Below are 13723 nucleotides of genomic sequence, written 5' to 3'. Positions count from 1 at the left end.
CGGGCGAGAAGCGAGCGGGCGTGGACGCCGCCTGCCCCTGGCACCCGGATGGCGTCGGATGGCCGTGAGCCAGGCGCGCCCCGGCAGCGGGGGTGTCCGGGGCGGCGGCGAGTCAGACGGACAGCGGGACGGCGCCGCACCGACCGGTGCGACGCCGTCCCCGGACGTCCTACGCCCCCGTGCTCACTCCGCGCTCAGGTGCGGCGCCGGTAGGCCCAGACCGCCAGCGGGAAGAACACCCCGACGAAGATGGCCGACCACAGCAGGGTCCAGGCCACCGGCCCCGCGACGTCGCCGCCCAGCATCAGGCCGCGCATGGCGTCCACCAGGTGGGTGACGGGGTTGTTCTCCGCCACGACCCGCATCCAGCTGGGCATCGTCTGCGGGTCCACGAACGCCGAGCTGCCGAAGGTCAGCGGGAACATCAGGATCATCCCGAAGCTCTGCACGGCCATCGGCGTGCGCACCATCATGCCGACGAACGCCGACATCCAGCACAGCGCGAAGGCGAACAGCAGCACGACCGCGGCGGCGCCCAGCACCCCGAGCACTCCGCCCTCGGGGCGGAACCCGATGGCCAGGCCGACCACCAGCACCATCACCACGGTGATCGAGTACCGGACCAGGTCGCCCAGGATGGCCCCGATCAGCGGCGCCGACCGCGCGATGGGCAGTGACCGGAACCGGTCGAAGATGCCCTTCTCCACGTCCTGGCACAGGGCGAAACCGGTGCCCAGCGTCGCGAACACGACCGACTGCGCGATGATGCCGGGCATCAGGAAGTCGCGGTAGGTCTGCCAGTCGCCCATCATCGCCTGTCCGAAGACGAAGACGAAGAGTGTCACGAACATGATGGGCATGAACGTGAGCCCGAGGACCTCCTCGGGGTTGGCCTTGATCTTCAGGACACTGCGCCAGGCCAGCTGGAGGCCGTTCTGCACGGTGCTGATCGGTGTGATGCTGCCGGGCGCGGCCGGCGCCCCCGCGGGCAGGTCGGACCGCGACGGGCTCGTCACCGCGCTCATGCTCTGTTCCCTTCGTTCGCGGTGGCTCCCGCGGTCTCTTCGTCGGCGGTGTGGCCGGTCAGGGCCAGGAAGACCTCGTCCAGGCTCGGCTTGCGCAGTGACAGCTCGGCGACGGCCACGCCCTGCTCGTCGAGGCGGCGTACGACCTCGGGCAGCACGGCGGCGTCGGTCACCGGGACGCGGGCGCGCACGGTGTCGGAGGTCACCGGGCTGCTGGTGACGGCCTCGATGATCTTCGTGGCCAGGGACAGCTGTTCGGGCTCGACGGTCTGCAGCTCCAGCACCTGGTTGCCCGCGTGGTTCTTCAACTGCTCGGGGGTGCCCTGGCTGATCACCCGGCCGTGGTCGAGCACCATGATGTCGTCGGCCAGCTGGTCGGCCTCCTCCAGGTACTGGGTGGTGAGCAGGACGGTCACGCCGTCGTCCACCAGGCCGCGCACCACGTCCCACAGGCCGTTGCGGCTGTGCGGGTCCAGGCCGGTGGTGGGCTCGTCCAGGTAGAGCAGGGCGGGTCGGCCGACCAGGCTGGCGGCCAGGTCCAGTCGGCGCCGCATACCGCCGGAGTAGGTCTTGGCCGGGCGCCCGGCGGCGTCGGAGAGCTCGAAGCGCTCCAGCAGCTCCGTGGAGCGCGCACGCGCCTGGGAGCGGTCGAATCCGAGCAGACGGGCGATGAGCACGAGGTTCTCGGTACCGCTCAGCTCGGCGTCGACCGCGGCGTACTGGCCGGTCAGACCGATCAGGCGACGGACCTCGTGCGGCTGCCGGACCACGTCGAACCCGCCGACCTCGGCGCGGCCCTCGTCGGGCTGCAGGAGCGTGGACAGGATGCGCACGGTGGTCGTCTTGCCGGAGCCGTTGGGACCGAGTACGCCCAGCACGGCCCCCGTCGTGGCCGTCAGGTCGACGCCGTCCAGGGCCCGCTTGCCCTTGAACTGCTTGACCAGGCCTTCCGCGCGGATGGCGTCAGTCATCAATCCTCCATTTTCCGTGTCTGTCCCATAGTGCCGAGAGGGTCTGACAAATCGCTGACACAGGCGTGTGCGCCGCGGGTTCCGGGCACGCGTGTGTCCGGGAACACGGGTTGCATGGGCACCGGGCCCTAGAATCGTCCACGTGATGAACACGCCGCCCCACGACCCGATTCCCCCTCCCGGCGAGCCCGCTCCCGACCCCGGAGCGGAGGGCGCGGACGTGGCCGAGCTGCGTCCTCCGCTGCGCCGCGTGAGCCCGAAGGCGGTGGGTGTCTGGACGCTGCGGATGCTCATGGGCTCGTTGTTCAACCTCGTCCTGCTCTCCGCCGCCGCCTGGGCCGTTTCGTCCCTGGGGTGGGGCTGGGTGCCGGACTGGGTGCGCGAGCACGCCTGGAAGGCGCCGCTGGTCTACGGCGTGTACGCGCTGCTGCAGATCGCGATCGTGCCGTCATGGCGGTACCGCGTGCACCGCTGGGAGGTGTCCGACGACGTGATCTACACCCGGGAGGGCTGGGTCAGCCGGACCTGGCAGCTCGTCCCGATGAACCGGCTGCAGACCGTCGACCACACCCAGGGGTGGCTGGAGCGGCTCTTCGGCGTCGCGACGCTCAAGGTGCAGACCGCCTCCTTCGCCGGGTCCTCCAGCATCGAGGGCCTGGACGAGGAGGAGGCGCGCGCGTTGAGCGAGCGGCTGGCCGTGCGCGCCGGAGCGCTGCAGGGGGACGCCACCTGATGCGTGACGACGGCGCAGGGTCCCGGTCGGCACGGGACCAGGGGACCGGCGGGTGGGTCGCGCCCGGCAGCACTCCGAGTCGGGGCGCCCGTCGCGAAGCCGACGAGGCCCCCGCGCGGGAACGCGTGCCCGACGAGGGCGCCGGGCAGGGCTCCGGAAGCGGAGCGGGCCGCGCGGGGACGCCCGACACGGGGGACGCGTTCGGTACCACGGCGCCGCACGCCCGAACGGAGGCGTCCGGGGGCGCCGAGGGGCCCGGTGAGGCGGATCCGCGTGGCGGTGCGGAGACCCCCGGCCGGGTCCTGGGGCCTGGCCGCGCGGGGGCGTTCGGTCGCGCGGATGTGCCGGATGAGGCAGGAGCGTCCGGCGGTGCGGGGGATCCCGATCGCGCACAGGGGTCGGGCCGCGCACAGGAGTCCGATCACACGGATACGTCCGGCTCTGCGGACCCGTCCGGCACCGCGGGGGCACCCGGCCGCGCTGGCACGCCCGGCGCCGCGGAGGCGTCTGATGGTGTGGAGGGGCCTGGTGAGAGGGACCCGCATGGTGCTGCGGAGGACTCCAGTAGCGCCCAGGGGGCGGGCCGCGCGGATGTGCCGGGTGAGACGGGAGCGTCCGACCGTGCGGAGGATCCCGACCGCGTGTCCGACGCGGCTCCGGCGCGTGACTGGTGGGGCGAGGGAGACTCCGGGTTCGCCACGGCCGAACCCGCCCGCAGACTGAGCCCGCGCAGCATGGTCGTCGGCCCGATCAACCAGCTCCGGAGCCTGCTCGTCCCGATCGCCGTCGGCCTGGTCGTCGGCGGATTCAACCCGTGGGTGATCGGGGCCAGCGCCGCCGCCGTGGTCGCTCTCCTGGTCGGCGGCCTGGTGACCTGGCGGACCGTCTCCTACGAGGTCGGCGAGGAGCGCCTGGAGATCCGGAGCGGGCTCGTCCGGCGCTCGCGCCGCACCATCCCCCTGGAGCGGGTGCGGGGCGTGGACGTCACCAGCAGCCTGCTGCACCGCCTGCTCGGAGTGGCGGTGGTGCGCATCGAGGCCGCCGCCGGCGCGGGCGCCAGCGAGGACGGCAAGCTCGACGCCGTGGACGCCGCCGAGGCCGAGCGGCTGCGCCGGGTCCTGTTGCACCGCCGGGCGGTGCTCACCGAGGGCGCGGCCGCGTCCGCCCCCGCGACCGTGCCGCGTCCGGAGGGGGACGAAGCCCCGGACCCCGCCGCGGCGGAGTCCGGTGCCGCGGCCGACGGCACGGTGACGCACTTCTCGATGCGGCGGTCCTGGTACCTGTACGGCGCACTGAGCCTCGCCTACCTGGTCACCCCGTTCGCCCTGCTGGCGACCCTGTTCGGCGTGGTCCAGCAGTCGGCGGGCGACCGGGCCGCCGACGTCGTGCTGGACTGGGTCACCACCACCGACCGCGGTCTGCTGACCGCGCTGACTGCGACGGCCGCGGGCGTGCTGGTGCTGCTGATGCCGGTGTTCGCGGTGATCTCCTACGCGTTCACCCACTGGGGGTTCTCCCTGCGTGAGCGCGACGGGTCGCTGGTCGCCGAGCGGGGCCTGTTCACCCGCCGCAGCGTGACGCTGGAGAAGCGCAGGATCCGCGGCCACGAACTCCTGGACAACCCGCTGGAGCGCACCCGCCGGGCGGTGCGGCTGCGGGCCATCGTCACCGGTCTCGGCGACACCGCCAACCGGGCCGTCCTGTTGCCGATCGGACCCCGGCCCGAGGTCGACGCGGTCCTGGCCCGGGCACTGACGCCGTTCCGGGGAACGCTCCTCCCGCATCCGCGCGCGGCGCTGTACCGGCGCTGGTTCCGCGCGGTGGGCCCGTTCGCGGTCCTGGCCGGTGTCGGACTGGCCGCGGGATGGCCGTGGCTGTCGGCGACCGCGGGCGTGCTCGCCGCGCTGGGCGTGGTGCTGGGGCTCGACCGGTACCGCTCCCTGGGCCACGGCTACGACGGGACCATGGTGAGTGTGCGCTCGGGGTCGCTGCGCCGCCGTCAGGCGACCGTCGAGCGCTCGGCCGTGATCGGGTGGACCTGGACGCAGACCCTCCCGCAACGGCGTGCCGGTCTGGCCGACCTCCAGGTGACCGTGGGCGCGGGCGACGGCGGCTACACCGCCATGGACGCCTCCCAGCGCCGTTCGGTGGCCTTCGCCGCCGGCGTCACCCCGGAGATCGTGCGCCCGTTCCTGGTGCGGCCGCGGGCCGGGTCCGACGGGACCGCGGACACGGCGAAGGGGTGACCGGCGGCCGTGCCGCGGTCACCCCTCGTCGTCGGTGGTGGGCCCGCTCCTACTCGCCCTTCTTGGAACCGAACATGATCTCGTCCCAGGAGGGGACCGAGGCGCGTCGTCCGCGCCCCTTGCGCTTGGCCGGGGCCGGTTCGGCGGCTCCGGCGGCCGGGGCGGCGACCGGCGGCGGCTCGGGAGCCGCGCGCCGGGGCGCGGCACCGGCGTCGTTCAGGTCGATGGTGGCCCGGCGGCGGCGTGCCGGGCGTGCCGGGGCGGGCGTCTCGGCCGCGGGCGGCGCGGACTCCTCCTGGCGGGCGGGCGGGCTGTCCTGGGGCCAGTCCGGCGCGGCGCGGCGGCGCGGCCGCTGCTGGACCGCCGGCTCGGCGTGGGCGGCCGGGGCCGCGTGACCTGGGTCCGAGGCGGGGTCGTCACGCCGCTGGTCGGCGGGTGCGGGCCGGTCGGAGTCCGCGGCGGGCGCGCCGCGGCGCTCGTACCTGTCGGCCGGCCGGTGCTCGGCGGGGGCGGGGCGCAGCCCCGGGGCCGGCTCGTGCACCGGGTCCAGCGGCCTGCGCCGGGGGCGGTCGGCGTCGCGGGACTGGTCGGCGCCGTGGCGGGCGTGCTCGGTCTCGCGCTCCCGCTCGGCACCGGGGTCGGCGGCCCTCCGGAGCGGATCGTCCAGCGAGGCGTCCCGGGCGAAGGGGCGGGCCGGGCCGGTGTCGACGCGGCGGTCGGCCGGGGGCGCGGGGTCCGCGCGCGGCGGCTCGGCGACCTCGCCCCGGCGCGGCATGAACGGTGTGACGTTGGCGCCGGGCGCGGGGACCGGGTCCAGTGGATCGGCGGAGGAGAACCGGGCGGCCTCCTCGTCGGCGGGGGAGACGCTGTTGTGTCTGGGCTCGTACAGCCAGTGCGCGACGCGCTCGGTCCCACCGTGCAGGTAGACGAGCTTGAGCTGCCAGGTGCGGTCCTCGCGCTTCCACGAGTCCCACTCGGCGTCCCCGGTCTCCAGCTGGTGGGCACCGATCCGCTTGGTGACGAGTTCCCCCAGGGAGGGGCCGGGCGCGGCGTCGCCGTGCGAGCGCACGGTCGCCCGCTGGGCCTGCTGCGCGATGTACTCGCGCTCCTGCAGGACGGGCCCCTCGAACCAGCGGACCCGTTCGATCGGTATGCCGGAGATCTCGGAGATGGCCTCCGCGGTCTCGCCGGAGCGGATGCGGGCCTGGATTTCCTTGGGGCGCAACGGATTCTCCACTTCGATCTCGTACTGGCCGAGCCGGGAGAACTGGCCGCGTACTGCGGCGCGGAGGCGGTCGTCGACGGGCAGCATGAAACGGGTTCCACGGCCGGTGCTGGCGAGCACCAGGTAGGTGCCGTCCTCGCTCACGGCCACGAGGCGAAGCTCGTGCATCGCCCTCCCTTTCGCGTCCCGTCGAGGACCGGTCGCACGACCGGGCCCCCGCGTTCTCCAAGTCTGGTCGGCCGACAACGGTTCGGCCAGTACCGCGCCCGGCATGTCCGAACTGTGTGCCCGCCTCCCCGTCCGCGGCGTTCGCCACGGTGGGAGCCGCCCCGGATGTCCGGAGCGCTCACGGTCGCTTCCGGTGCCAATCTTGACACGCGGATCCGTCGGTGACGGGGAGCGGTCGTCGGGAATGTCGTCGTTCCCGTGTGAAGGCTCCGCGGTGATGGTATCGCCCGGCCCCCGAATCGCCCCAGGCCCGGGAAAAACTCCGATCTCGGACTGCCCCGCTTACAGGATGGCGTGCCGCAATCGCAAGTCGACACGCCGATGGCGTCCCGAAAGTGATGCTTGTGGTGACCGGTCGTGACTGGAACCCGGGGGCACTTAGTCTGAGTTATCCGTCTATGGGCGTTATGTGGCCATTGGGTCACGCGGGCTGTTCGTCCCGCCACGCGCCCGCTCACCCACACCCCCACCGCGCTCTCGCGCGGGCGAAACAAAGGGAGGACGATCGGATGGGTCGAACCGGACACGACGGGGACCACGGGGATCGGGACCACGAGCCGAAGGAAGGCGGAGGGAAGGCCGGCAAGCGCATCGACCTGAGCCTGTCGCAGGTCGCGGGAGCCGGAGCCGCCACGCTGACCGCGGCCACGGCCGCCTCCTACCTCAACGTCTACGGCACGGTCATCGGTGCGGCCGTCATCGCCATCCTCAGCACCGTCGCCAGCCCCCTGATCCAGCACTGGTTCGACCGCGGCGGCGAGCAGGCCAGGCAGTTGGCCGGGAGGGTCAGGGCCGGTGACGCCGCCCCGGCGGGCGGTTCCCCCGCCGCGCGCGGCGCGGCGCTCCCCGCGGACGCCACCCGCACCATGGTCCTGCCCACGGTCGCGGACGGACCCGATGGACCCGATGGACCCGATGGACCCGATGGACCGGACGGAGCCGGGAGCGCCGAGCGCACGGGCACCGGTACTCCGACCCGGGCGCGCCTGAACTGGCGCACCGTCCTCGTCCCGGCCGGTGTCGTCTTCGTCCTGGTCATGCTGGTGGTGCTGGCCTTCGAGCTGTTCACCGGCCGCTCCCTCACCGCGTGGACGAACGGCGTCGACGAACAGACCTCCCCCTCCCTCCTCGGCGGCACACAGGTCACCCAGGAGAAGGACGACACCGGTTCCACCGACACCGGGCGGACCTCCGAGCAGGACACCGACACCACCGGCGACCAGCCCGCGCCCCCGCCGGAGACCGAGGCCCCCGACGACACCGCGACGACCGGCGAGGATCCCGCCGACGACACCACCGGACAGGACGGCGAGGAGGAGGGGGCCGACCCGGGGCAGCAGCCGGACCCGGGCGCCACCGGCCCGCCCGAGGACGGCGGAGACGAGGGCGGGGACCAGACCACCGTCCCCGGGGCGGAGGACGAGCAGGAGTCCGCCGTGGACCCGGAGGACGCGCCCGTCACCGAGTGAGGTCGGCCCGACCGGCGCGCTCCACCGGCTGGCGCCGATCCGACCGGGCCCTCAGCCGAACACCCGGTCGAGGTAGGCGTTGCCGAAACGGCGGTCCGGGTCCACGCGCTCGCGCACGGCCAGGGCGTCGCCCAGCCGCGGGTACACGCCCTCCAGGTAGTCGCGGTCGCGGGTGTGCATCTTCCCCCAGTGCGGGCGCCCGCCCACGGAGGTGAACACCGCCTCCAGGTCGGCGAAGTAGGCGTCATAGGGCGTCCCCTGGTACATGTGCACCGCCACGTAGGCCGTGTCCCGCCCGTAGGCGGTGGACAGCCACACGTCGTCGGCCGGGGCGAAGCGCACCTCCACCGGGAAGCTCACCCGGTGGCCGCGCCGGTCGACGATCGACCGGGCCTCGCGCAGGACGTCCGCGACGTGCTCGGCGGGGATCGCGTACTCCATCTCCACGAACCGGACGTCGCGCACCGAGGCGAACACCCGGTGGGACACGTCGGTGTACTCGCGCGCCGACAGCGCCCGGGCGCTGACCTGGTTCACCGCGGGCACCGTCCGCGGGAAGCGGCGGCACAGCCGGTTGACCCGGTCGAAGACGGTGTTGGACAGGAAGTCGTCGTCCAGCCACGCCCGCCACGGGGACAGCGGCCGGGCGGGGCCCTTGCTGACGTTGTTGCGCTTGGTGTTGGTGCTACCGGTGTGTGGGAACCAGAAGAACTCGAAGTGGTCGTTGTCGGCGCGCAGCTCGGGCAGGCGCTCCAGGACCTCCTCCAGGAGCATGGGCTCCTCCCGGGCGTGCAGCAGGAACGCGGGCCGCACCGCCATGGTCAGCGCGGTGACCACCCCGAACGCGCCCAGTCCCACCCGCGCGGAGTGGAACAGGTCCGGTTCGCGCTCGTCCGAGCACTCCACGACCGAACCGTCGGCCAGCACCAGTTCGAGTCCGACCACCTGGGAGGCCAGACCGCCCGCGTCGCGGCCCGTGCCGTGGGTGCCCGTCTGGACCGCGCCGGCCATGGTCTGGACGGCGATGTCGCCCATGTTGGCCAGTGCCAGGCCGTGTTCGTCCAGGGCGTCGTTGAAGTCGCACAGGGGGAGCCCGGCCTCGACGGTGGCCGTTCCGGCGTCGGCGTCCACCGCGCGCAGCCCGGTCAGGGAGGTGGGGGAGAGCAGCAGGCCGTCGGTGACGGCCACGTCGGTGAACGAGTGTCCGGAGCCGACCATGCGGACCCGCAGGTCGTCGGCGGCGGCGGAGGCGACCGCCGCGACGACCTCGCCGGTACTGCCCGGTGCCGCCGTCCGCCGGGGGCGGGCCTGGTGGGTGTCGGCCCACGTGTTCCACAACACATCTGTCATGCCACGCGACATTACCCACGAGTCACTTCCAGGGCCAGAGGCGGCGGGAAACCTCTCGCCGGGGCCGCGGCCGAGGAAGAGGCGGAGAACACGGCGCACCGGGCCGGGGGCGGCGCGGGCGGGGCCCGCGGAGCTGGTTTCATAAGGTCCATGAGGCCTTACGACGCGTTTTTGCTGATCTCCTTCGGCGGCCCGGAGGGTGAGGACGAGGTCATCCCGTTCCTGGAGAACGTCACCCGCGGGCGCAACATCCCCCGTGAGCGACTCGCTGAGGTCGGCGAGCACTACTTCCGCTTCGGCGGAGTGAGCCCGATCAACCAGCAGTGCAGGGACCTGATCGCCGCGATCACCGCCGACTTCGCCGAGAACGGGATCGACCTGCCCGTGTACTGGGGCAACCGGTTCTGGGCGCCCATGCTCACCGACACGCTCGCGCGCATGCGGGAGGACGGTGTCCGCCGCGTCCTCGCGGTGCCCACCTCCGCGTACTGCAACTGGTCCAGCCGGACCGCCTACGTGGAGGACATCGCCCGGGCCCGCGCGGCCCTGGGCGAGGACGCCCCCGAGGTCGACCTGGTCCGTCCCTTCTACGACCACCCGGGGTTCGTCGAACCCCTCGTCGAGCACACCCGCGCCGCCCTCGACGCGCTGCCCGCCGACCAGCGCGAGGGTGTACGCCTGCTCTTCTCCGCCCACTCCATCCCCACGGCGATGGCCGAGGCCAGCGGCGGCCCCGAGCAGGGGTTCGGCGCCCAGGGCGCCTACGGCGGCCAGCTGGCCGAGGTGGCCCGCCTGGTGGTGGACCGGCTCGACCGCGACCACCCCTACGAGCTCGTCTACCAGAGCCGCAGCGGCCCGCCGAGCCAGCCCTGGCTGGAACCGGACGTCAACGACCGCATCGAGGAGCTGGCCGCCGAGGGCGTGCCCGCCGTCGTGGTCGTGCCCCACGGTTTCGTCTCCGACCACATGGAGGTCAAGTTCGACCTCGACGTGGAGGCGCGCGAGACCGCGGAGAAGCTCGGACTGGGTTACCAGCGGGCCCTCAGCCCGGGGACCCACCCCGCGTTCGTGTCCATGGTGAGCGACCTGGTCCGCGAGTACACCGGGCGGTCCGAACGCCGCCGCCTGGGCGAGCTGCCCCGCTGCGCGGAGTGCACCTGCGACCGCTGAGCCCCGCGGCCCGGCCGCCGGGCCGGGCCGCGGCGCTCCCGGTGATGTCCGGCGCCGTGGTCAACACCGCTGACACCGCCGACCGCCCGGTGGCCGGGCCCGGCCGCAACCAGGGGGGAAGGACTGTGGGGGAGACCTATAGAGTCGCCCCAGAACACACGTCGACGGTTCAGGAGACTCGTCTTGGTTCGTTCCTGGTATGAACTACCGGAATACCTCAAACTGCGCCGCGTCAACGGGCTGCGCCTCTCACCCGACGGAACCCGTCTGGTGGCTCCCGTCAGCGGCCTCGCCCCCGACGCCACGTCCTTCCGCAGCGCCCTGTGGGAGATCGACGTCCGACCGGAGTCCGAGGGCGGGCGCGCGCCGCGGCGCCTGACCCGCTCCACCAAGGGCGAGTTCGCCGCCGGCTTCCTCCCCGACGGATCGGTCCTGTTCACGACCGGCCGCCAGGACCCCGAGGCCAAGCCCGAGGACAAGCCCAAGCCCGCCCTGTGGCTGCTGCCCGCCGAGGGCGGCGAGGCCCGCCAGGTCGCCTCCCGGCCCGGCGGCATCGGGGCCTTCGCGGTGGCACGCGACTCCGGTCTGGTCGCCTTCACCTCCGACGTCCTGCCCGACAGCGAGGACGCCGACTCCGACACCGAGGCCCGCAAGGCCCGCGAGGAGGCCGGGGTCACCGCCATCCTGCACGAGGCGCTCCCGGTCCGCTCCTGGGACAGCGACATCGGCCCCGACCACCCCCGCCACTTCGTCGCCGCCCCGCCGGCCGACGACGACGCCCGCCTGGGCGAGCCCCGCGACCTGACCCCCGGCGCCGGCCTGGCACTGCTCGACGCGGAACCCGCCCTCACCCCCGACGGCACCACCCTCCTCACCGAGTGGTCGGTGCCCACCGGCGGCGGCTCGACCCGCCACGACGTCGTCGCCATCGACACCGCCACCGGCGACCGCACGACCCTGGTCAGCGACCCCGAGCACGACTTCGGCGGGGCCCTGGTCTCCCCGGACGGCCGCTCGGTCCTGCTCCAGCGCGTCTTCCAGGGCGACTACGACGGCGAGCCCCGCGACCAGACGCTCTGGCTGGTCGACCTGGCCACCGGGCAGGGCCGCGACCTGCTCGACGGGCACGAGCTCTGGCCGCGCGACTACGCCTTCGCGGCCGACTCCTCCGCCGTGTTCATGGTGGCCGACCAGAACGGGCGCCGCCCCGTCTTCCGGATCGACCTCTCAGACGGGTCGCTCACCCGGATCACGGGCGACCACGGCGCCTACAGCGCGCTCAACCCCTCGCCGGACGGGCGCCACGTCTTCGCCCTGCGCGACGCCTGGGACGCTCCGCCGGCCCCGGTGCGGCTGGACGCCGCCACCACCGACGGCGAGCCCGTCCGCCTGCGCACCCCCGGCTCCGAGCCGACCATGCCGGGCACGCTCACCGAGATCGAGGCCACCGCCGACGACGGCACCCGCATCCGCTCCTGGCTGGTCCTGCCCGAGGAGGCCTCGGCCGACTCGCCCGCCCCGCTCATGCTCTGGGTGCACGGCGGCCCCTACATGAGCTTCAACGGCTGGTCCTGGCGCTGGAACCCGTGGCTGCTGGCGGCGCGGGGCTACGCCGTCCTGCTGCCCGACCCGGCCCTGTCCACCGGCTACGGCCAGGACATGCTCCGCCGGGCCTGGGGACAGTGGGGGCCGCGCACGCACGCCGACGTCATGGCGATCACCGACGCGGCCGAGGCCCGCGACGACATCGACGCCGAGCGCACCGCCATGATGGGCGGCTCCTTCGGCGGCTACATGGCCAACTGGATCGCCGGGCACACCGACCGCTTCAAGGCGATCGTCTCCCACGCCTCCCTCTGGGCCCTGCACGGGTTCAGCGCCGTCACCGACTACCCGCCGGTGTGGGAGCGCGAGTTCGGCACGCCGCTGGCCCGGCCCGAGCGGTACGAGCTCAACTCGCCGCACCTGAGCGCCGACCGCATCCGCACGCCCATGCTCGTCATCCACGGCGACAAGGACTACCGCGTGCCGATCTCCGAGGGGCTGCGCCTGTGGCGCGAACTGCTCCTGCACGAGGTCGACGCCAAGTTCCTCTACTTCCCCGACGAGAACCACTGGATCCTCGGTCCCGGGAACGCGCGGATCTGGTACGAGACGATCTTCGCGTTCCTGGACCACCACGTCCACGGCAAGGAGTGGGCGAGGCCGGAACTGCTGTGAGCCCATGGGCCGGGCCCCGCCGCGCGGGCCCGGCCCGACTTTCGCGACCGTCCGGCCGCGCCGGGCGGGAGACCAGTCACGACCGGGAGACCACACGTGAGCAGCACCCAGTCAGCACCAGACCCCGAGGCCCTGCGCGACCTCGCCGTGGCGGTGGCCGCGGAGGCGGGGGCGCTCGCCGCCGAGGGGCAGGCGGGCATCACCGTGCTCGAGACCAAGTCGAGCCCGACCGACGTCGTCACCAAGATGGACCGCGCCACCGAGGAGCTCATCCGGGCCCGGCTCCTGGCGGAGCGCCCCGACGACGCCGTTCTGGGTGAGGAGGGCGGGAACGAGTCCGGGACCAGCCGGGTGCGGTGGGTCGTCGACCCCATCGACGGGACCGTCAACTACCTCTACGGCAGCCCCGACTGGGGCGTGGCGATCGCCGCCGAGGTGGACGGGGTCGTGGTCGCCGCGGCCGTCCACATCCCCTCGCGCGGGGAGATGTTCGAGGCGGTCCTGGGCGGCGGCGCCCGGCGCGACGGGGAACCGCTGCGCGCACCCGACGCCGTACCCCTGGACCGGGCCCTGGTCGCCACGGGCTTCGGCTACTTCCCCGAGCGGCGCGTCCAGCAGGCGCGGGTGCTGCTGGAGGTCGTCCCGCACATCCGTGACATCCGCCGGGGCGGGTCGGCGGCGGTCGACCTCACCGGACTGGCCACGGGACGCTACAACGCCTACTACGAGCGCGGCCTGCACGCCTGGGACTGGTCGGCGCCCGGCCTGGTCGCCACCGAGGCCGGCCTCCGGGTGGGCGGGCCGCGCGGCGGGCCGCCCAGCGAGGACCTGGTGATCGCCGCCCGCCCCGGGCTCTACGAGGAACTGGCGGAACTCCTGGCGCCGCTGGGGGCCGACACCGACGGCTGACGGTCGAAGGCCCCGCCCGCGCCCCCAGGGGTTGTACGTGCACGTTTGGTCCCGCCTCAGCCACTCGGGGGTTGGTGGGGGCGCGCCAGTGTTCCGCAGGCCGTGGGCGCAGCCGCGCCGAGCTTGCGGGCAAGGCACGAACTCGGCCGAAGGACACCGGATCCCCGGCGCCCCGAG

At 73.8% G+C, this 13723-nt stretch carries 10 protein-coding genes; 6 read left to right on the top strand and 4 right to left on the bottom strand.

All coding sequences use genetic code 11. The features are described 5' to 3' along the window. Nucleotides 1-194: 194 nt before the first annotated feature. Nucleotides 195-1025 carry an ABC transporter permease gene (locus ADL05_RS26410; protein WP_053619719.1) on the bottom strand — a complete coding sequence of 277 codons (831 nt, stop codon included), beginning with the start codon at nucleotides 1023-1025 and terminating at the stop codon, nucleotides 195-197. Next, on the bottom strand, nucleotides 1022-1996 hold the full coding sequence (locus tag ADL05_RS26405) for an ATP-binding cassette domain-containing protein (protein ID WP_053619718.1): 975 nt from the start codon (nucleotides 1994-1996) through the stop codon (nucleotides 1022-1024). The genes ADL05_RS26410 and ADL05_RS26405 overlap by 4 nt, the downstream gene beginning before the upstream one ends. 145 nt (nucleotides 1997-2141) lie before the next feature. Between ADL05_RS26405 and ADL05_RS26400 the strand changes: the two genes are divergently transcribed. Then, on the top strand, nucleotides 2142-2729 hold the full coding sequence (locus ADL05_RS26400; protein ID WP_082376903.1) for a PH domain-containing protein: 588 nt from the start codon (nucleotides 2142-2144) through the stop codon (nucleotides 2727-2729). Between the two features lie 641 nt (nucleotides 2730-3370). Continuing rightward, on the top strand, nucleotides 3371-4975 hold the full coding sequence (locus ADL05_RS26395) for a PH domain-containing protein (protein WP_369800997.1): 1605 nt from the start codon (nucleotides 3371-3373) through the stop codon (nucleotides 4973-4975). Nucleotides 4976-5024: 49 nt separating this feature from the next. Here the strand turns inward: ADL05_RS26395 and sepH are convergent, their stop codons facing one another. Further along, complete coding sequence (gene sepH, locus ADL05_RS26390) at nucleotides 5025-6368, bottom strand: septation protein SepH (protein WP_053619716.1); 1344 nt, start codon at nucleotides 6366-6368, stop codon at nucleotides 5025-5027. 569 nt (nucleotides 6369-6937) lie between these two features. Between sepH and ADL05_RS26385 the strand changes: the two genes are divergently transcribed. Beyond that, nucleotides 6938-7897 (top strand): hypothetical protein, encoded by a 960-nt coding sequence (locus ADL05_RS26385; RefSeq protein ID WP_053619715.1) that lies wholly within the window; start codon nucleotides 6938-6940, stop codon nucleotides 7895-7897. A 51-nt stretch (nucleotides 7898-7948) separates the two neighbouring features. Here ADL05_RS26385 and ADL05_RS26380 read toward each other — a convergent pair whose 3' ends face one another. Beyond that, on the bottom strand, nucleotides 7949-9247 hold the full coding sequence (locus tag ADL05_RS26380; protein ID WP_053619714.1) for a D-arabinono-1,4-lactone oxidase: 1299 nt from the start codon (nucleotides 9245-9247) through the stop codon (nucleotides 7949-7951). A gap of 150 nt (nucleotides 9248-9397) precedes the next feature. Here ADL05_RS26380 and ADL05_RS26375 point away from each other — a divergent pair, with 150 nt between their 5' ends. The 3 genes from ADL05_RS26375 (at nucleotide 9398) to ADL05_RS26365 (ending at nucleotide 13546) form a co-directional block, all read left to right on the top strand. Further along, a complete protein-coding gene (locus ADL05_RS26375) occupies nucleotides 9398-10417 on the top strand; it encodes a ferrochelatase (protein ID WP_053619713.1) in 1020 nt (339 codons plus the stop codon). A 183-nt stretch (nucleotides 10418-10600) separates the two neighbouring features. Next, complete coding sequence (locus tag ADL05_RS26370; protein WP_053619712.1) at nucleotides 10601-12637, top strand: S9 family peptidase; 2037 nt, start codon at nucleotides 10601-10603, stop codon at nucleotides 12635-12637. A 96-nt stretch (nucleotides 12638-12733) separates the two neighbouring features. Then, entirely contained in the window at nucleotides 12734-13546 is an 813-nt protein-coding gene (locus tag ADL05_RS26365; RefSeq protein WP_053619711.1) for an inositol monophosphatase family protein, read from the top strand. The last annotated feature ends 177 nt before the right edge of the window (nucleotides 13547-13723 follow it).

The organism is Nocardiopsis sp. NRRL B-16309, assembly GCF_001279585.1.
Classification (GTDB): domain Bacteria; phylum Actinomycetota; class Actinomycetes; order Streptosporangiales; family Streptosporangiaceae; genus Nocardiopsis.
Note: the sequence above shows the minus strand (reverse complement) of the source record. Positions and strands in the feature narration are given on the sequence as shown.